Here is an 18,859-nt window from a genome sequence, read left to right as displayed (position 1 = left end):
CGGCTTTTATATCGAAATTCATGTCTTTAACCCTAACCGACCAGGTCGTGGATGTTACTTGTTCAGCAAACGCAGCAGCATAACCACAGCCTCTGCCCGGGTGGCCGGGGCATCCGGCTCGAACTTCCCGCCGCTCCGACCGCTAACCAGTCCTTCTGCATATGCGGCGGCGATATAACCTTTTGCCCAAGCTGGAAAACTCGCCAAGTCTGCAAACTGGGCAGGGTCACCTTGAAGCGGTTCTAAACCTAATGCTTTGGCCAGCATGACAGTTAACTCCGCTCTTGTGATCACACCTGCAGGCTGGAATCGCCCATCCTGATATCCCTGAATCATCCCGGCCTGTACTGCAAGCCCTACCGCTTCCCTTGACCATTTCGGGATGTCGGATTCGTCTTTAAATGTATATTGGCCTTCACCTTGCAGCCCCAGCGCTCTAACCAGCAAAACCGTGAATTCATCTCGTCTAATTAAGGAATCCGGTTTAAACCATCCGTTAGCATAACCCTTGACGATCCCTCGGCTTGCCAGTTCGTCAATCGCTGCCTGCGCCCAGTGTCCTTCTGTATCACGAAAAACTTCCGCAGCCTGAGGTGGCTCAGGTCTCATCGGCGGCTCAGGATTTGGCACAGTGCGGACAATGGTTAGGGTATACGTATTCACCTTGCCGCTTTCAGCGCTTACCTTAATCTCTATGACATTCTCCCCAGGTTTTAATGTGATCCTTCCGTCTTTGTCCCAGGGTCCCGTAATGCTTGCTTTGTTATGGGCGGCAGTGAGATCGAATTGGATCTCTGATGCCTCGGTCTCGGCACGATACGCGAACACGTTCGGCGAGAAGTCGGGACTCAGCTTCAACGCATTCCCGGCTTCCCCAGCTCCAATAGAGAATGTATGAAGCAAGGCATTATCCGAAGGAATCGTGGGTGTAGACGGGATCGGGTTCGCCGGTCCCGGATCTGGATTGCCTCCCGGATTTGGAGCTGGAGGCGCAGGGAGCTGAAGTGTCTTCGCTGTTGCCTCGAGCGGTGTGCTACCGTTTCCGGCAGGGTCATATGCCTTTACCCGAAACGTGTAGGACGTATTCGGGGATAAACCTTCCACCTTGTAGGAATACGTGCTGCCGGTTACCGTTGCTACCGGCGTATCTGCGGTATCTACGCGGTATACCCGATATCCTGTAACCTCTTCATCATCCGAGGCTTGCGGCCAGGATAACCTCATCGAGGTAGTGCTGATGTCAGATATCGTCAGTTGTCCGAGATCAGGCCATACCGGAGCTTCCTGATCCGGATCAGGGCCTGAATTCGGATCTTCCAGCGTCTGAACCGTCGTCTGGAGCGGAACGCTCGCATTGCCAGCCCGATCATAGGCACGGACGCTAAGCGTATACGATGTGTCGGCCGCCAAACCGTTCATCTCGTAGGAATAGGTGGCACCCGTCACCGTTGCTGCCGGCGTGGCATCATTCCCATTAAAAATGCGATATTCCGCAACCTCGTCATTGTCCGTGGCTTCAGGCCAAGACAGCTTGAGGGAGTCGGTGGATATGTCGGATGCAAGCAGCTCCGCAGCCGCAGGCCATAACGGCCCTTCCGTGTCTGGCTGCGGGTCATCCTCTGTTATCGTGATAACCGCCTGGATTGGGCTGCCAACGACTGTACCTGGCACTGCAGCAATATTCAAATAAAACTCACGGTCATCTTCATGGATATCATCATTTAGAATTTCGATCTCAATCCATTTCTCAAGCTCTCCATCGGCAAAAGAGAGCGTCCCTGAAGTTGGCTTATAATGCTTGTCAGCCTTAGCGCTTCCATCCGCAGTATGATAAGTGACAGCGACAGCACCGTGGCTGCCTCCTTCACGTATCACCTTCACCCGTACCTCGGCCCCGTCTTCCGAAACCGCGTAATCAGCCGCCTCCAGCCTTATCGTTCCCGGTTCGGGTTGCACAACAATAGCCTTGTAGATATACAGGGCTTGATTAGAAGATACAATAAGGTCCGGCGTTCCGTCCTCGGCATAGTCCCCGACAAGCGCCCGGTGCGTTCCATTTCCCTGAGTGACCAATTCCGTTTGCCACAGTAAATTCAGTTGGCCTGACGCATACTCCTTGGAATACAAATCAACGCCTTTTCCCGTCGCAACGATTATTTCCGATTGGCCATCCCCGTTTACATCCTCTGCATATACTTTTTGAGGAACCGTGACCAGAGGCTGCTGCTGAAGATTATACGTATTATCCCCAAAATTCATATAGAAGAAAACGCCTAATATATCATTCAGTGCCATAATATCGATATGTCCGTCACCATCAATATCCCTGGATATGAGATCCACGGTATTGCCTGGTACCATATGAAAGATCTCGCTCCGCGTATAATCATTTCCCTTATACCGCTGCAGACCCAGCATCGGACTGGCCACAACCAAATCTACCGTGCCTATGGCTCCATTCGTGATGGTTGTCGCTCTATTGCCGCCTGGTGTCAAAGTGATGGGGAGCATTGTAAAAGTTCTATCTGCGGCAACGTGAACAATGGTAACCTGATTGAAATTAATAATCATAATGTCTCTCTTACCATCCAAATCAAAGTCCGCAGCTACGATATCCTGAGAAGGCAGCAATGAAAGCAGCCTCGTATCACGAAAGGTACCGTCACCTTCCCCGTACCATAAAAACGTTCCGATTTGCGTTCCGATCAGTAAGTCCAAGTGATCGTCCTGATCGTAATCATCGATTTCTAGTGTATGCGGCACCCCCAGAACCTGCAGGCTTTGTGGGAGAGGATCAAATGTTCCATCCCCCTGGCCATAGAATACATGGACACTCCCATCATCCGTTATGGCCGCAAAATCCAAATGACCGTCTTGGTTGAAATCACCCGATTTTAAATCTACCACCTTACCGCTAAGCTGGGCGATCTCGGATTTATTCTCATAGTCCGGTACAGCCGCATAGGCACTCGGCGGCAGCAGCAAAAGACTGCATAGCAGTATCATCATGAATTTATAGCCGTTTGGAATACTCATAAAATTTCTCCTGAACATCGACTTCAACTTCTAACCTCCCATTCACTAAATAGACCTGCCTTTTTATTTGTGCGCTCCGAATTCATTGTAAGACAACACGTAGCACAAAAAATCCCCCTGAAGGGGGATAGATGAGGGGTGATAAAATGATGAATCGTATCAAGTTCAGGGTCTATTCGTTTTCTTGGGATCGCTCAGCCTCTCGGCCTGCGCAATCGCCTCACTGAGATTGGCTGCATTCAGTTTGCTATAGATCCGTTTCCTGTGCGTCTTCACCGTTTCGTAGGTAACATTCAGTTTCTCCGCAATTTCCCTTCCGCTCAGATGGTCCAGCAATCCCTGAAAAACATCCATCTCCCTTGACGTGAGCAGAGCCTCCAGCGGGGAATTCACCGATTCGGCCATTCCGTCCACTGCGGCAAGGATCGATCTGATAAAAGAAAGAGATGCGGAATCCTTCCCCCGATATCGCCCCTGCTGCTTCGCGCGGATCAGTTCGTGCAGGAGCTCTATAACCGGAGCTCCTTCATCGAGAAAAATCCGGGTAAAATCATTGGCCTCCGATACCTGCAGCGCCTCTTCAAGCTGGATCAGCGCCTTGCGATGCTCCTCCCTGGACTGTAACATGACGGCTGTAATGCATAATATTTCAGCAGCATCGATCGGTCTCATCTCACTCTCCGCAAGGTACAGCAGCCGATCCAACAGCTCTTCGGCTTCATCCCATCTGCCCTGCAGAACAAGAACGCGGGCAAACAGCTGATAATCAAATAATTCGAAGACAGACACCCTGTCCCGGCTCGATAATTGGCACTGTTCGCCCCAAGCCAGTGCAGCCGCCGGATCGCCGTATTGCAATTGGAGACGTATGCCCTCCAGGTGTAAAATTTCCATCCCCCGGGGAATATCCATCCACTTCATCCGCCGCTGCCCGCCTTCAAGCAGTTCCAGAGCTTCGAGCATATGACCCTCGGCGGCCTTGAGTTTCGCTTGCAGAATCCAGCTCGCCACAAGGTCATGCTCGGGCCGGTTTGGATTTTGTCCGATCCACGTCATCGCCTTGGAAACATAATCGGCTGCCGCCGATAGATCATTCCAGTAGTAGAGCACTTCCGCGTGATTAAGGAATAATTTTCCCAGAAAAATCGGATTCACGGCCTGGTACACTTCTGCCATCTGCATGGTGTACGGTGCTGCAATGGCCTTTGAGGCATGACCGCGGCCGATTTTATAAGTTTTTACCGTGATCGGCTGCAGCGGTTTCTCCGGTTGGCCAAACAACATTTTGATCCCATTCGGGGCATATCGCACAACCTGCTCGTATTCCTGCTTGGCGAGCTTCAGATCATTCCGCCCAAACACCATTAACGTCCCGCGCACATAGTGAAGCATTGCCAAATATTCATGTCGCAGCACCTCGCTCAATGCTCCAGAGGATTCGGCATACCAGGCATCCGCTTGATGCAGCAGCTCCTCTCCCTTCGTAATATCCCCCGACTCCTCGGCAATGAGCGAGTTGGCATAGGAGAAAAAGAGAACCGGGTGCTGAAGCAAAATATCGCTGGGAATCACGGATAACCATTTTTGCAGATTCGACCATTCCCAATCCACGACGCGGGAAGTCATCTCGCGCAGCAGCAACACGGCCTGCTCATAATATTGACCTTGCAAGTAATACTCAACGGCTTCCTCCGCAAGGCGTTGTTCACTGCACCAATCACCGGCTGCCTTGTATAGCAATTCCTTATGAATATCCTTCTCCTGTTCCAGTCGTCTCTGCAAAAATTCCGAGAATAAATGATGAAATCGGAACCACTCTCCCTTATCATCCAGTGCCACTACGAATAGGTGGGAACGCTCTATCAATTCGACTAGTTCCCGGCTATCCTCAAACCCAGACACAGCCATACACAGGGATACATTCCACCGCTTCAGGATCGAGTTGGTTAGCAGAAAATGCTTCATCCGATCGTTCTGAACCGAGAACACCTCTTCGAACAAATATTGCTTCACCTCGCGGCTGTCCCCTGCAAAATGGCGGATAAACGGTTCTTTATTCTCCTGCCGCCGCATGGCAATAGATGCAAGTTTGAGGCCGGTAATCCAGCCCTCTGTTTTTCTGACGAGTGCGGAGGACAGCTCTTCGTTCAGCAATAGCTCGGTGCTCTGGAAGAACTGCGCACCCTCCTTCTCTGTAAACCGCATGTCCTCGGTATGGAGTCTGCTGGCGAGCTGTCTTGCTTCCATACGGGCTACAGAGAAATCAGGTTCTGTACGACTGATCAGGCAAACATGGATGCCCCTTGGCAAATGGTCGACAAAATACGAAAATGAAGCTGATAGTATTTCGTTCTGAATCACATGGAAATCGTCCAGCACGAGGATTAGCTCTTCGTTCAGCCTGCCTAGCGTATTCAAGCACACGATGAGCCCCTGCTCATAACCTTCCGTATGCAGCAGCGGCAGCACAGGTTTGACCTCTTCCCAGTAAGCGGGAAACACTTCTGCTATCGCGGCCGATATGTACCTCCAAAAGCGGGAGCCTTGATTATCCCCGGAATCCAGCGACACCCAGGCGGCCTGTTTCCCATGCTGCAGCAGCCACTCGCTGACAAGCGTCGTTTTCCCGAATCCCGCCGGAGCGCAGATCAGTGTCACATTGCCCGACATGGCATCCATCAGCCGTTCACTTAGACGCGGCCGGGGAATCAAGGTGGATACCGTTCTTGGAACGGTTAATTTCGAGTGCAACAGCGGCTCTTGTGCACCGAGTTCAGTCCCATTTATCATCATACGCCTCCGTATCACCTCGAATTTGACGCTGGGACTTAACCTGATGGCATGGCCCAGACGTGTTAATCCATCATTTCTGTACTATTCTACCATTCCATAATCTGAGCTATAAAGCTTCAATTTCGTCAACCGGTCAATCAAGTAGACAAAGTTCATCTGTCCAAGAAAAAAACCGCTCACTATCAGAGCGGCTCCCGGATACTTGTTATTTCCCCGCCTGATCGGTTTGGACGGGAATCATAATGATAAATTCAGGGTTATCCGCATACGGATCCTGACTCATCGGATATTTTTCGAAGTGGGTTAAATGATCCGGATTATATTCCGTATAGCCTTGCTCGTGAATCCAGCTGTAAATATTATTATAGGATTGCTCTATGCTGTGCTGCCTGCTGTGCTCACAGGCTGCATAGGTAAGTGCAGGTACGGACAATGAAACCATTCCTGCCGGAATTTCCTCGATCCGTTCCACTTCGACGACCCCATAATGGATAAATCCTTCTCCATCAGGAAACGCATGATACGACAGCCCCAACAGCGTATCGGTATGTATCGGATAAGGGATCTCCGGCAGCCTCTCTTGCAGCATCCGATGAATCGCGCGAATCCCCCCGGCACCGGCCTCGGCAAACGTCCCTTCCCACTTCAGTCCAACTGCTTGGAAGGCTTCCTTGCTCATGATTTTTGCTTCGTTTCGTTGATTGATTGTCATGGGGATATGCTCCTTTTTCATATTTTTTAAATTCATTATATACTTGATCTATGTCAAAAACTGTCACAGTATAAAAAATAATCAAAGGAGCAGGGTCATGCCAAAAACCGAACGAATCCTTAAGGTCATGCAGCGGGTATATGAACGGCAAAACTTCACGGTAGGCGAGTTAGCTGAGGAATTCTCGGTTTCGTATCGGACAATGCTCCGCTACCTTCATGAGCTGTCCCATCTGGGTGTTCCCCTGTATGCCCATGAGGGAAAGAACGGTGGTTATTCGATCCTGAACACACGCCAGCAGCGAGCGCGCACGGAGCAAACGGGGGAGTCCATTCAGCGGATTATCAAGCCGCAGACCCTGATAGTTGGCCTGGAAATGAAAATCCCTTTCACGGCTTATTACATGTCGCATGCCCTCAAACCCAAGCTGTGGCAAGAGCTTGAGCAGCGTATGGCTGAAATTCCATATTTGCGGAGAACATCAAAACCCCAATATGTCGCCGCTGTATTAAACCGGCAGCAGATCTATCATTATGTGGCCGGGATGGAGGTAACAACGATCCGTGATATGCCAGAACGGATGGTGAGTCTAACCCTGCCAACGCAGGAGTATGCAATGTATACGCATGAAGGGCATTCCAACAGGGAGGATACTGATCAATCCTATGCTTATGTTCTCCAGCAGCTGAAACAACGCGGTCTTACGCCGAACCCGACACGCTACTGCCTGGAGCTGAGAGCCTCCGTTCATGCTTCTTTGGCTCAAATTTACGTTCCTCTAACCGTATAAAATAGGCTTACAGCCAGAATCAGTACTTCATTCAATGCTTGCCCACTTACACTGCGTTCAAGCGAACTAATCGACAGTGTATACGAGCAGCGGACTCCACAGGCCTTATTTTTGATATATCCGGCTATTTAGGAAGTTAACGGACTCAGGAGACGCTAAGTATAGGAATCCTTGCAAAAAACGGATGTTTTTAAGCAGATAACGTCTCCTGAGTCCGCTTCTTGCTCCAAAACACGGTTTCATGCACAAATAGTGGCTATACGGTCCGCCGACTCCCGATCGATACAGAGGAGAAGCGAAACGTCAAAGCTCCTTCCGAAGTTAAAAAACAAGCCCCGGCTCACGTTGGCCGGGGCTCCATTATTAAATGGCTTTCGGATTGTCTACCACAGGGTTTACATCCGCATCATAATCCACGCCGTCGGTTTCAAAGCCGAACAGCTGGAAGAACTCGCGGCGATACCCTGCAAGGTCGGTCAATTCTTCGATGTTCTCGCTTGTAACCTTGCTCCATAATTCCGCAACTTCAGACTGCACATCCTCGCGAAGCTCCCAATCATCAATCCGGATACGGCCCTTCTCATCCACGGGCGTTTCTTGTCCGTTATAGAGACGATCTGCGAAGAGACGGTAAATCTGCTCAATGCAGCCCTCGTGGAGTCCTTTTTCCTTCATAACTTTGTACAGCGCCGATACGTACAGCGGAACAACCGGGATCGCCGAGCTGGACTGGGTAACCAACGCTTTGCTGACCGTCACGTAAGCACGTCCGCCTCCATCTGCAAGCCTTTCGTTCAGCTTCAGCGCAGTTGCCTCCAGATGATCCTTGGCTTGTCCGATGGATCCATCCCGATAAATGGCCTTGGTGATCTCGGAACCGATGTAGGAGAACGCAATCGTTGTGACTTTTTCAGCCAGTACGCCGCCTTCAGCCAGCTCATTCATCCACAGCTCCCAATCATCGCCGCCCATCACCTCAACGGTGTTCTTCACTTCCTCTTCCGTAGCGGGCTCGATCGTAACCTCCGTTACTTCACCGGTATGGAAATTCACCGTTTTGTTGGTGTAGGCAGGTCCGATCGGCTTCAATACGGAATTGACCGTTTCGCCGGTTTCAGGCAGGGTGCGGCGCGCCGAGGCAACACTGTACACCACAAGGTCAATTTGGCCCAGTTCCTTGCGGATAAGCTCAACCGTCTTGGCTTTTGTCTCTTGTGTATAAGCATCCCCTGTCACGCTGAACGATTTCAAGCCTGCCGCGTCTGCCGCCTTCTCAAATGCAGCTGAATTATACCAGCCCGCGGAAGCCGTCCGCTTCTCGGTGGCCTGGCTGGGACGGTAAACTCCCACGGTATTCGCCCGGGAGCCAAATGCCGCAGCAATTCTTGCCGACAAACCATACCCTGTCGAGGCGCCAATGACCAGCACATTACGCGGACCTTCGATTCCAGGCTGCTTCAATACATAATCGATCTGCTCCTGTACTTGTGCTTCGCATCCTACAGGATGGGATGTGGTACAAATAAATCCTCGGGTTCTAGGTTTAATAATCATATTTATATACCTCTCTTCCAGTATTCGTCGTCTGACACCATATGTATGGTCTTTTGAATTCCTTTCTATTTTAACTGTTTTTCATGGAGAGAGGAAATCTTTTGACTGAAGAACCAATAAAACCTCCCTACTAAATAACGGAGGGCATCGCCTTCCATCCAATTAAAAGAGAGGTTCTTCTTGTCATCTATTCGGATTCGATTCTATAGCCGCCGCATTATTTAAATGAAGCATAGCCTTGGTCAGCCATGACCACACTGCCTGTAATGGCGGCTGCTTCGTCTAGGGATACCAGGTAAACCGTATCTGCGACAACTTCAGGCTGGGTTAATTCCCCGCCCATAACTTTGGCTCGCATGGAATCCAGCAGCCCTGAATCTTTATAGCCCTGGATAATCGGTGTGTCTACTGCGCCAGGAGCAACAGCCACAACACGGATGCCATAAGGTGCAAGTTCAAGGGCGGCAGATTTACTCATCATGATGACCGCACCTTTTGTGGCATGATAGGCAAACGTACCCGGCGAAGCCAGGAATCCGAATACGGATGCCGTATTGATGATAACCCCTTTAATGCCAAGCTCCTTCATTTTTCTGCCTGCTGCGATAATGCCGTAAGCTACCCCGTGTTGATTCACGTTAATGGTACGGTGATAGAGATCCATGTTCTGCTCAAGGACCGGTCCAGCTCCGCCAATGCCTGCATTGTTGTGCATGACATCAATACGGCCATATAACTCAACCGCTTTATCAACAAGCGCTTCAACGCTTTCCGGTTTGGAAACATCAACCTGTACAAAAGACGCTTCGCCGCCTTCTTGTTGGATCATATCCACCGTCTCTTGTCCGGCAGCCTCGTTAAAATCGGCAACAACAACACGGTCGCCCTTTCTAGCAAATTTAAGAGAAACCTGACGGCCGATGCCGCTCGCTCCACCGGTAATTACCGCTACGCGTTGTTCTGACATTATCAATGACCTCCTAGGGTAAAATAGCATTATTTCTTGAATATTGTGTGTCCATGTCCTTGTGTTCATTGTAACGCTGCGTTATATTTAAGTAAATTTAAATCTAATTAATATTACTTAAATTTAAATTAAGGATGCGATCACATGAATCTGGAGCAATTGGAATATATCGTGGAAACCGCCAAGACAGGATCATTAACGAAGGCGGCCCAAAACTGCAACGTTACCCTGTCAGCCGTCAGTCAAGCGGTGTCCAGTCTGGAATCCGAGTTCGGATTCTCCTTGTTCACCCGCTCACGGCTTGGCGCCGTACCTACAGCCGAGGGCCAGCGAATCCTCCAGAAAGCCTATGCCATTTTGGAACAATTTCAGGATCTGAAATCAGTGGCGGAAGGATATTCCAACCTGCTGAGCGGATCTCTTCGGATTGCCACCGTACCCGTACCGTTAACACTATCCATTGATGCGATTATTCAGTTCAAGAAAGATTTTCCCCAGATCCAACTCGAAATCACGGAGAAAGCGACACTTGATATTATTGAGGATATCAAACAAAACCAGGCCGATATCGGCTTGATTTTTGTCGATGACGCTATCATCCATCAGCACCGCGGACTGCATTTCGGCAAGCTGCTGGTAAGTAAATTCGTCGTGGGGGTCAGCCGTCAATCCCCGCTTGCAATGAGGCAGTCCATTACGCCTGAGGAGCTGTGCAAATATCCGCTCGTCCTCTATAAGGATGATCAGCTCTTGAAGCTTATGGATCAGTTCCAGGAACAATACGGCGACATGGAGGTGCTCTTCTCTACTAACCAGACAAGGGTCATACAGAAGGTCGTCGAAGAGAATGTAGCGGTTACGGTGGGGGTTGATTTGTCCTTCTCCAGCTTCACTCCCATACCTTCGGGAAACATCGTCACGCTGGAGCTGGAGATGCCCCCCGGCCACGCTGCTTCCTCATTCGGATGGGTACAGCCCGGAACCCACCATCTGTCAAAGCCAGCCTCGATCTTTTTGGACAAGCTGAAGCATCAGATAGGATGAATGCAGCCTTTGCGCTCCCAAATATAAAAGCCAACCGACAAGTAGGATCGTGACCGTTATCCAGTCCCCTGCTTCCGGTTGGCTTTTTCAGAAAAATCTGTATTAACGTAATGACTCGCTAAGTGTCAAACTCACCGGACAATGGTCACTTCCCATCACATGGCAGTCAATCTCGGCATCCTTGAGCTTTTCGGACAAACGGGCAGACACCAGAAAATAATCGATGCGCCAGCCGATATTCCGCTCTCTGACCTTCGCCATATATGACCACCAGCTGTATACATCTGTCCGGTCCGGATAGAAGAATCGAAAGGAATCGATGAAGCCCGCTGCCAACAGATCGGTCATTTTGCCGCGTTCTTCCAGCGTGAAGCCGGAGTTGCCGTGATTGGATTTGGCATTTTTCAGGTCGATCTCCTGATGGGCCACATTCAAATCTCCGCATACGATGACGGGTTTGCGTTCATCAAGCTGAAGCAGATAATGGCGGAACCGCTCTTCCCATTCCAATCGATAAGGAAGCCTGCTCAGGTCCCGCTTGGCATTCGGTGTATACACGTTCACCAGATAGAAGCCCTCAAACTCCAGCGTGATCACTCTCCCCTCCGGTTCGCTGTCCTCCTCCAAGCCATATCGTACAGACAAAGGGGCAATTCTCGTAAATACCGCTGTTCCCGAGTAGCCTTTCTTCTCGGCATAGTTCCAATACTGCTGATATTCAGGCCCCAGATCCAGTTCAATCTGTCCGGCTTGCAGCTTCGTTTCTTGCACGCAAAATATATCGGCACCCGCCTGTTGAAAATAATCGTTAAAACCCTTTGTTACGCAGGCGCGCAGGCCGTTGACATTCCAAGACACTAACTTCATATCGAAACCTCCATGATATCCATATCGTGCGGTAAGCAGAATCTATGAATCTTCTAAATTCTATTATGGTATCATGCGCCGGCCGGAACGAACAAGGGAACTTCACTGTTTCATCATAACTTCATACATAGAATCGAGAGTTTGCATGCATAATCGGGAGCACAATCAGGAACAACATAAGGGTACATGAAGTGCGGCACGGAGCACGCACACAATAACAGATGAAGATCCTATCTTATGGAGGTGCACAGCATGACTGGCAGAAACAACAAACCCAAAAACGACGGCCCTTCCAGCAGTCCGGATCGTCTGGACCAATACGGCGACAAACTTGCTTCCGAGAATGAAGAAGAGTTTACCTCGGCTGCCGAGGAGAACTGCCGGGATCAGGATTAGCTGAATGTTCTAGGTTACACACAAAACAGCCGCCTCCCGATAAACATCGGAAGACGGCTGCACATGCAATCATTTAAAACTTACTTCACCAAACTCTCCAGTACATCATCAATGATCTGGGTATTGGCAATTGTGCCGGTATACAACCAGCTTGTTTCTTTCCCATACTCATAAATGTTTCCGTTCTTAACAGCAGGAATATTCGCCCAGAGCGGATCTTGGAGCACTTCGGCACCTTCTCCGTCACTGTTAATGAAGAACAAATGGTCGGCATCAAGCTCAGCCAGCTTCTCCAGGGAAATGGAGGACCAGTTGCCAGTTGCCGATGCGGAAATTTCCTTCACCACATTCGGTACCGCGAGACCCAGGTCACCATACATGACAGCACCGCTGGACAACGTTTCGCTAACGACAAACAGTTTACCGCCGACAAGCCAAATGGCAGCCGCCGATTCACCGCCGATGCCCTGCTGGATTTGCTCTTTGGCATCCTTCGCCTTCTGCTCGTACTTGTCGAGTGCCGCCTGAGCTTCCTCTTTCATATCGAAGATTTCGCCAACCTGCATAAGCTCTTCGCGCCAATCGTTATTGACTTCAGTACCAACTACATAAGTAGGAGCGATCTTGTCATATTGACTGTACTTATTGCCTTCGACCATGGAAGCGGAATCCATAATCAATAGATCCGGCTGGAAACTGGCTACCGCTTCAAAGGGAAGATCATGTTCAATAGTCGGCACATCTTTCAGATACTCCTGAAGGTAGTCCTGAACGCTTCCGCCATTGACCGACCACTGGGCAGCTGGTGTGATGCCGAGTGCCACCAAGTTATCCTCCAGGTAGGAAGCTATGACTCGCTTCGGCTCAGCCGGAATCTTAACCTCATGTCCCATGGCATCTGTCAGCGTACGTTCTGTTGTGGCTTCGGCATCAGGCTTGGCCTCAGTGCCGCTGTTCTGCTCGCTTGGCGTCTGTGCTTCAAACTGGCCATTCTCAGCCGAGTCCTTGTTATTTCCACAGGCTGCCAGAAGTGTCAAGGCAACCAATAAACTTGCGATAATCCATATTTTTTTCTTGAAATGATTCATGATTTTCATTTCCCCCAATGTCTATTTTTTGATACAATTCACTAGCATTCTATTTGGCAAGTGATATAATAGCCATAACCATGATAATGAAATTCATTCTCATTTACAATACGTTATTTTTATTTTTTTATCAACATAAAGGTTTAGGTGACTATGCAAGCAAATCATTCCATAACAAAAACAAAAACATACCACCCTAAAACAGCCGTGGCTGTGATTGTGTCGGGGTTATGCCTTCTTGTCCTCGCCATGGCATTCTCCATCATCTATGGAGCAGCGAACATCAAACTCTCGACGATATGGGAAGCTTTTGTCCACTTCGATTCCAGTTCTACCGCTCACCAGATTATCCAGAGACTGCGTATGCCAAGAGCTGTGGCGGCAGCGTTAATCGGCGGTTCCCTGGCCGTGTCCGGAGCCGTTATGCAGGGCATGACAAGGAACGCGCTGGCCTCCCCTTCTATTATGGGAGTCACGGCCGGAGCTACCTTCGTGATGTCAATCGGCCTTGCTTTTATGGAGTCGGCTTCCAACACCACACTGATGCTGCTGTCTTTTGCAGGCGCTGGCCTCGGTGCCGGACTGGTGCTCCTGATCGGTTCGTTATCAAAGCGGGGACTAACACCTGTCAAGCTGGCACTGGCCGGTTCCGCCGTTACCGCACTCCTGAGCTCGATATCCTCGGCCATTGCCATTCACTTTAACGTTGCCAAGGACATCAGCTTCTGGTACGCCGGAGGCGTATCCGGTGTGCAATGGGTGAATGTGCAGCTTCTGATTCCTGTATCCATCGTCGGATTATTGCTTGCGCTGGGGCTAAGCAGGTCAATTACCGTCATGAGTTTGGGTGAAGAGGTGGCCACCGGACTTGGTCAAAAAACGGGCATTGTTAAATTTCTGGGCACACTACTTGTCCTGCTGCTAACAGGGGCGGCGGTGGCGGTAGGCGGAACGATAGGCTTTGTAGGCCTCGTCATCCCGCATATCGTTCGGTTCATTGTAGGCCCTGACTATCGTCTGATCATTCCCTGCTCTGCTGTCATGGGGGCGCTTCTTCTGGTGTTCGCCGATGTGGCAGCTCGCATGATCAATCCTCCGTTTGAGACGCCTGTCGGCGCGATTACGGCGATTATCGGCGTTCCCTTCTTCCTCTATCTCGCACGCCGGGAAGGGAGGGGGCTGTAATGACGAATAAGACAAGAAAAGTCATGTCGGTCTCCATGATCCTGCTGCTGGCGATTATCACCGTGTTTTTAATCAGCTTGAATATGGGCACCCTCAAAATCCCGCTCGCAGAGGTCATCAAAGCTTTCAACGGGACCGGATCGGAGCAGAACTATACCGTGCTCGTGCACTTTCGCTTGCCCCGTATGGTCATCGCCATCCTGATTGGTGCCGGAATCGCCGTGTCAGGCGCCATCCTGCAGAGCGTTTCACGAAACGCGCTGGCGGACCCGGGCATACTCGGCATTAACTCCGGGGCCGGACTGGCCGTCGTACTGTACATTTTTTATTTTCAAGGGAGCTCATTCAGTTCAGGTGTACTGTCCGTCTACATAATGCCTTTTGCCGCGTTACTCGGCGCCTTTCTTGCCACATTCCTGATTTATACGCTTGCCTGGAAGCAGGGGGTAACGCCGATTCGGCTTGTCCTGGTAGGGATCGGTATCAATGCCGCATTTGCAGCACTTATTATTGTATTCCAGCTCATGATGGACCCTAACAATTTTATGCAGGCTACCATCTGGCTGTCGGGAAGCATCTGGGGAGCGAGCTGGGAATATGTCTATGCCATCCTGCCGTGGATTCTTCTGCTGATTCCTTTGGCGCTGTATAAATCGCAAAATTTAAATGTGCTAAATTTGGGGGACCATACGGCAACGGGACTTGGCGTCAAGGTTGAACGCGAGCGAAGAACGCTGCTGTTCATCTCCGTTGCTTTGGCTGGCGCTTGCGTCGCTGTTGGCGGAGGGATTGCGTTCCTGGGACTTGTCGCTCCGCATCTGGCGCGTAAATGGGTTGGTCCCCGTCATCAGGGAATGCTGCCTGTCTCTGCACTTATCGGCGCCCTTGTTCTGCTTGTGGCTGATATGATCGGCAAAAACCTGATGGCCCCCTCCGAAATTCCTGTGGGGCTGGTCGTTTCGTGTCTAGGAGCGCCTTATTTTATTTATTTGTTGATCAAGGATTAACGAAGTTGAAATATAAAAAGACGGCGATCGCTCCCGAGTGGACACGGGGGAGATCGCCGTTGTTTATTTAAAATACGGGCTCACTTGTTTATTACATTGCCTGTTTGCCCCCGCCCCACCAAGCACGAGTTCAGGTATAACAACAACCGCTAGGCATGGCTCTGATTCAGCTCAGAGGCAACCTTTTTATTCCCGAGACTGCTTGCATACGGAATAAACACGATAAGCGCCAAGAACAGCATGATTCCTACGATTGTGGTTACGAACCTAACATGAATATGGATAGGTGACGGGTCTATCAATCTAAAAGCATATAACAGGATTATCCCAAGCATAATCCCCACCGCCATTCCAATACAGAGATACAACAGCACCTGTGTTAGTATGATCCGAACAAGCCCTTTTTTGTCCACAGAAATGGCCCGTAACACGGCGAATTCTTTGCGCTTGCTGTGGATGTTGTTCATCAGGGAATTAAATACCCCAATGGTAACGCTCAGCATAATCACAATGATCGCGCTCAGGAAAAAGGACCACACCCGCGTGTACATGCTGCTTGAATTCTCCAGAGCTTGTGAATAACTGCTGATGTCCACTGTAGGAAACTTCCCCACGATTCCTTCCAGCTGCTTCAATGCAGCATTCTCATTTATGGGCGTTACATAAGCCGTATCAAAAACCGTAAATTTCGTATGAACATCCGCATTCGACCAATCGATGTACATATCCGCGTGATGAAATGGCTCCACGATAGCTGCTACTGTCAATGTTCCGGCATGCTTGAAGTTCTTTGGATCCTCGTCTTGATAAACCGATAAAGCAATCGAGTCGCCGATGCCTATCGCATGTGCCTTGGCGTATTGCTTGGACACGATAACTCCGTTCGCCACATTCACTATATCCGGCAGCAGCCGCTGCGCTGCCAATGCATCCAGGTCAGCCAGCGCATAGTCGATAACCTTGTCGTCCTGCCCCTGCTTGGCGGGGCTTAATCGGCTGACCGTGCTTACTGCTTCTATCCCTTCAAATTGCATGATTTGCTGCTTTAATTGCTCCGGGTCAATGGTAGACGAGCCCTCCAGCCGATCTACAATCTTGATATCCGTAGCGTACTGCTTCTTGACATAATTCCGTTCATTATATTGTATCGTATTCAGCAGGGACGAGCCGATGACAGCAATCATCATGGCAATGCTTATCGTCAGGATAAGGAAGGTATTTCTCTTGACCTGCGGCACGATATTTTTGACAGCAACATAGGAGATTCGGCCCGCAAACAGCTTTAGTACAGGCAGGATTTTAGTTAAAACAACGGAAAGGTACACGGGAACCATCGTAAACACGGACCATATAAACAATAGAAAGCCCAGAAGATAACCTAACTCCGCGTTAGCAGACGGCGTACCTGAAAAGGCAACCCCGAAAAGGATGCAAAACAGACTGGCTGCCATCAGCACTTTCCCTAAAGTTCCCCGTCCTTTTTGCCCTTTAAAATTATGATTCTGGTTCATCTCCAGCATTTTCAGCGGAAGAATCTTGGTACTTCGATAAGCAGGGATCAACATAAATAACTCAAGGATGATAAAGCTTGCCACCGCAACCATAGCTGCAACTCCAACATCAAAACGGGGTTCCGATATCGGAACCGCAAACAGTCCGGATATCCATGGAATGATGTAGGAATAGCTTAGCAGCGATACCAGCAGTCCGCACACAACACCGAGTCCATCCGTAACCGAGCACTGAATGAAGACCATTTTAAACAGCTGCTCCGTTTGAGCGCCCATGGACCTTAGAACGGCGAATTGAAACCGGTATTTATGCAGCATACCCTCAAAATTAGAAATGATCAGCAGGGCGATGACCATCACAATTAGAACCGAAATGACCAAGATGTAATTGCTCAAGAGGGACAAGCCTGCTTTTAACGCCGAACTTTGCTCAGCAATCTCTACCGTGAACCCGGGATCCAGCTCTTGTAAGTACTCACTCAGAATCAGAAGATCGGTATGGTCCGCTGCCTGCACCATCATATAACTTGACAACATTTCATGCCGGGCTCTGGCAGCTTCAATCTGCTTGACTTCCTCCCGGTTCATAAGCAGAATATTCGAAACAGATTCCGCACCACCAACAGGATCACCAATGATCTCCTTAACGGTGTAGACCTTTCCTTCCACTGTCATTTGACTGCCCGCCTGCAGCTGCAGTTCATCCGCCAGCGACTGATTCAGAATCAGCTCCTCCTGTCCCGGGTAGGCCGTGAAATGATATCGGCTCTTCGACAATGCATCGTTCTCAACGCCAGCAGTGGATATAGGCAGCGCCTGTCCCTTAACGCGCATATGTGACAGAATGACCGGAGACACCCGCTGTACCCCACCGGTCGATTGCATCAAATCTGCCATATACTGATCTAATGTCTCATTGTCCAGCTCGGTCGCGTACCCCACCAGCATATCCATGTCGCCGTACTGCTGCTTCATTTCATGGTCTATCGAACGATTGGCATTCGCCATGAAGGAAGACACCGTGATCATCAAAAACACGGCTAAACATATGCTGATCACGGAGAAGGACAAAATCGTCTTATTACGGGCAAGTATACGAAGGGCTATGCCTCGTAATGAATGGATCATGCGGATCGCTCCATCATGTTCTTGAATATAGACAATATCGGATCGATATCCCTCTTCCCTCTGCTCACGTACTGATCCACAATTTGCCCATCATGGAAAAACAACACCCGGTCCGCGTAAACGGCCACGTTCGGATCATGAGTTACCATAATCATGCTTTGTTTCAAGCTGCTTCTCATCTCTACCAAGGCTTCCAGGATTTCCTTCGACGTATTATAATCCAGATTGCCAGTCGGCTCGTCTGCCAGCAGCAGCGGCGGTTTCGTAATCAACGCAAGGCCGATAGCTACACGCTGCTGCTGTCCCCCCGACAGCTGTGTAGGACGTTTCTTCCTCCAGTTTGCCAGCCCAAGCAGCTGGAGCATATTCTGGACTTTTTGCTGTATATCCGCCTCTGAATCACCTTGTAAAATTAAAGGAATCGCTATATTCTCTTCTACGCTTAAATCATTCAATAGATGAAAGGATTGAAACACAAAACCGATATTTTCACGCCGGTAGTGGGTTGCATGAGGCTCCACAAAGATGTTGTCCATGACCTTACCTTTTAACTCAATTGTCCCCGAGGTTGGCTTATCAAGGGAGCTGATAATGTTAAGCAGGGTGCTTTTTCCAGAGCCGCTAGTCCCCATGACAGCAACCAGTTCACCCTCCTCAAGCGCAAAAGACACATCCTTTAATGCATCAACCTTAAACCCGTCTCCATCATAGGTTTTGTGGATATTGCGAACAGATAACAAACTCTTCTGATTCATCCGATCCCTCCACTAGATTTATTTGT

At 49.8% G+C, this 18,859-nt stretch carries 14 protein-coding genes; 5 read left to right on the top strand and 9 right to left on the bottom strand.

The window, feature by feature from the left end:
* Window positions 1-54: 54 nt before the first annotated feature.
* From PGL02S_RS16580 to PGL02S_RS16570, 3 genes are all read right to left on the bottom strand, one after another.
* Window positions 55-3,036, bottom strand: a complete 2,982-nt coding sequence (locus tag PGL02S_RS16580) for an S-layer homology domain-containing protein (RefSeq protein ID WP_036643397.1) — start codon at window positions 3,034-3,036, stop codon at window positions 55-57.
* 165 nt (window positions 3,037-3,201) lie between these two features.
* Window positions 3,202-5,826 carry a LuxR C-terminal-related transcriptional regulator gene (locus PGL02S_RS16575; protein WP_036643398.1) on the bottom strand — a complete coding sequence of 875 codons (2,625 nt, stop codon included), beginning with the start codon at window positions 5,824-5,826 and terminating at the stop codon, window positions 3,202-3,204.
* Between the two features lie 208 nt (window positions 5,827-6,034).
* Window positions 6,035-6,541: a GyrI-like domain-containing protein gene (locus PGL02S_RS16570; RefSeq protein ID WP_036643399.1), complete on the bottom strand. Its 507-nt coding sequence runs from the start codon at window positions 6,539-6,541 to the stop codon at window positions 6,035-6,037.
* Between the two features lie 97 nt (window positions 6,542-6,638).
* On the opposite strand from PGL02S_RS16570, the gene PGL02S_RS16565 reads away from it, so the two are divergent.
* Entirely contained in the window at window positions 6,639-7,331 is a 693-nt protein-coding gene (locus tag PGL02S_RS16565; protein ID WP_036643400.1) for a GyrI-like domain-containing protein, read from the top strand.
* A 363-nt stretch (window positions 7,332-7,694) separates the two neighbouring features.
* On the opposite strand, the gene fabV is transcribed toward PGL02S_RS16565, so the two are convergent.
* Both fabV and PGL02S_RS16555 read right to left on the bottom strand, forming a co-directional pair.
* Window positions 7,695-8,885, bottom strand: a complete 1,191-nt coding sequence (fabV, locus tag PGL02S_RS16560; RefSeq protein WP_036643401.1) for an enoyl-ACP reductase FabV — start codon at window positions 8,883-8,885, stop codon at window positions 7,695-7,697.
* Between the two features lie 217 nt (window positions 8,886-9,102).
* Complete coding sequence (locus tag PGL02S_RS16555; protein ID WP_036643402.1) at window positions 9,103-9,852, bottom strand: SDR family NAD(P)-dependent oxidoreductase; 750 nt, start codon at window positions 9,850-9,852, stop codon at window positions 9,103-9,105.
* 144 nt (window positions 9,853-9,996) lie between these two features.
* Here PGL02S_RS16555 and PGL02S_RS16550 point away from each other — a divergent pair, with 144 nt between their 5' ends.
* Entirely contained in the window at window positions 9,997-10,896 is a 900-nt protein-coding gene (locus tag PGL02S_RS16550) for a LysR family transcriptional regulator (protein ID WP_036643403.1), read from the top strand.
* Between the two features lie 102 nt (window positions 10,897-10,998).
* On the opposite strand, the gene PGL02S_RS16545 is transcribed toward PGL02S_RS16550, so the two are convergent.
* On the bottom strand, window positions 10,999-11,763 hold the full coding sequence (locus PGL02S_RS16545; protein ID WP_036643404.1) for an exodeoxyribonuclease III: 765 nt from the start codon (window positions 11,761-11,763) through the stop codon (window positions 10,999-11,001).
* A gap of 252 nt (window positions 11,764-12,015) precedes the next feature.
* Here PGL02S_RS16545 and PGL02S_RS28240 point away from each other — a divergent pair, with 252 nt between their 5' ends.
* Window positions 12,016-12,159 carry a hypothetical protein gene (locus PGL02S_RS28240; protein WP_164481466.1) on the top strand — a complete coding sequence of 48 codons (144 nt, stop codon included), beginning with the start codon at window positions 12,016-12,018 and terminating at the stop codon, window positions 12,157-12,159.
* 80 nt (window positions 12,160-12,239) lie between these two features.
* Here PGL02S_RS28240 and PGL02S_RS16540 read toward each other — a convergent pair whose 3' ends face one another.
* A complete protein-coding gene (locus PGL02S_RS16540; protein WP_036643405.1) occupies window positions 12,240-13,247 on the bottom strand; it encodes an ABC transporter substrate-binding protein in 1,008 nt (335 codons plus the stop codon).
* Between the two features lie 153 nt (window positions 13,248-13,400).
* On the opposite strand from PGL02S_RS16540, the gene PGL02S_RS16535 reads away from it, so the two are divergent.
* Window positions 13,401-14,432 (top strand): FecCD family ABC transporter permease, encoded by a 1,032-nt coding sequence (locus PGL02S_RS16535; RefSeq protein WP_036643406.1) that lies wholly within the window; start codon window positions 13,401-13,403, stop codon window positions 14,430-14,432.
* Window positions 14,432-15,439: a FecCD family ABC transporter permease gene (locus PGL02S_RS16530; protein ID WP_036643407.1), complete on the top strand. Its 1,008-nt coding sequence runs from the start codon at window positions 14,432-14,434 to the stop codon at window positions 15,437-15,439. The genes PGL02S_RS16535 and PGL02S_RS16530 overlap by 1 nt, the downstream gene beginning before the upstream one ends.
* Before the next feature lie 149 nt (window positions 15,440-15,588).
* Here PGL02S_RS16530 and PGL02S_RS16525 read toward each other — a convergent pair whose 3' ends face one another.
* The gene (locus PGL02S_RS16525) at window positions 15,589-18,078 is read right to left on the bottom strand and encodes an FtsX-like permease family protein (protein WP_036643408.1); all 2,490 of its coding nucleotides are present in this window, start codon (window positions 18,076-18,078) and stop codon (window positions 15,589-15,591) included.
* The gene (locus PGL02S_RS16520) at window positions 18,075-18,833 is read right to left on the bottom strand and encodes an ABC transporter ATP-binding protein (RefSeq protein ID WP_036643409.1); all 759 of its coding nucleotides are present in this window, start codon (window positions 18,831-18,833) and stop codon (window positions 18,075-18,077) included. Before PGL02S_RS16520 ends, PGL02S_RS16525 begins: the two co-directional genes overlap by 4 nt.
* Window positions 18,834-18,859 lie beyond the last annotated feature (26 nt).

This window comes from Paenibacillus glucanolyticus NBRC 15330 (assembly GCF_004000885.1).
Classification (GTDB): domain Bacteria; phylum Bacillota; class Bacilli; order Paenibacillales; family Paenibacillaceae; genus Paenibacillus_AQ; species Paenibacillus_AQ glucanolyticus.
This window is presented reverse-complemented; position numbering and strand designations above follow the sequence as displayed.

Bases quoted from the DNA above. Each gene is read 5' to 3' on its own strand.
- PGL02S_RS16530 (WP_036643407.1), top strand. From the start codon at position 14,432: ATGACGAATAAGACAAGAAAAGTCATGTCGGTCTCCATGATCCTGCTG.
- PGL02S_RS16520 (WP_036643409.1), bottom strand. From the start codon at position 18,833: ATGAATCAGAAGAGTTTGTTATCTGTTCGCAATATCCACAAAACCTAT.
- PGL02S_RS16545 (WP_036643404.1), bottom strand. From the start codon at position 11,763: ATGAAGTTAGTGTCTTGGAATGTCAACGGCCTGCGCGCCTGCGTAACA.
- PGL02S_RS16525 (WP_036643408.1), bottom strand. From the start codon at position 18,078: ATGATCCATTCATTACGAGGCATAGCCCTTCGTATACTTGCCCGTAAT.
- PGL02S_RS16550 (WP_036643403.1), top strand. From the start codon at position 9,997: ATGAATCTGGAGCAATTGGAATATATCGTGGAAACCGCCAAGACAGGA.
- fabV (WP_036643401.1), bottom strand. From the start codon at position 8,885: ATGATTATTAAACCTAGAACCCGAGGATTTATTTGTACCACATCCCAT.
- PGL02S_RS16570 (WP_036643399.1), bottom strand. From the start codon at position 6,541: ATGACAATCAATCAACGAAACGAAGCAAAAATCATGAGCAAGGAAGCC.
- PGL02S_RS28240 (WP_164481466.1), top strand. From the start codon at position 12,016: ATGACTGGCAGAAACAACAAACCCAAAAACGACGGCCCTTCCAGCAGT.
- PGL02S_RS16540 (WP_036643405.1), bottom strand. From the start codon at position 13,247: ATGAATCATTTCAAGAAAAAAATATGGATTATCGCAAGTTTATTGGTT.
- PGL02S_RS16555 (WP_036643402.1), bottom strand. From the start codon at position 9,852: ATGTCAGAACAACGCGTAGCGGTAATTACCGGTGGAGCGAGCGGCATC.
- PGL02S_RS16565 (WP_036643400.1), top strand. From the start codon at position 6,639: ATGCCAAAAACCGAACGAATCCTTAAGGTCATGCAGCGGGTATATGAA.
- PGL02S_RS16575 (WP_036643398.1), bottom strand. From the start codon at position 5,826: ATGATAAATGGGACTGAACTCGGTGCACAAGAGCCGCTGTTGCACTCG.
- PGL02S_RS16535 (WP_036643406.1), top strand. From the start codon at position 13,401: ATGCAAGCAAATCATTCCATAACAAAAACAAAAACATACCACCCTAAA.
- PGL02S_RS16580 (WP_036643397.1), bottom strand. From the start codon at position 3,036: ATGAGTATTCCAAACGGCTATAAATTCATGATGATACTGCTATGCAGT.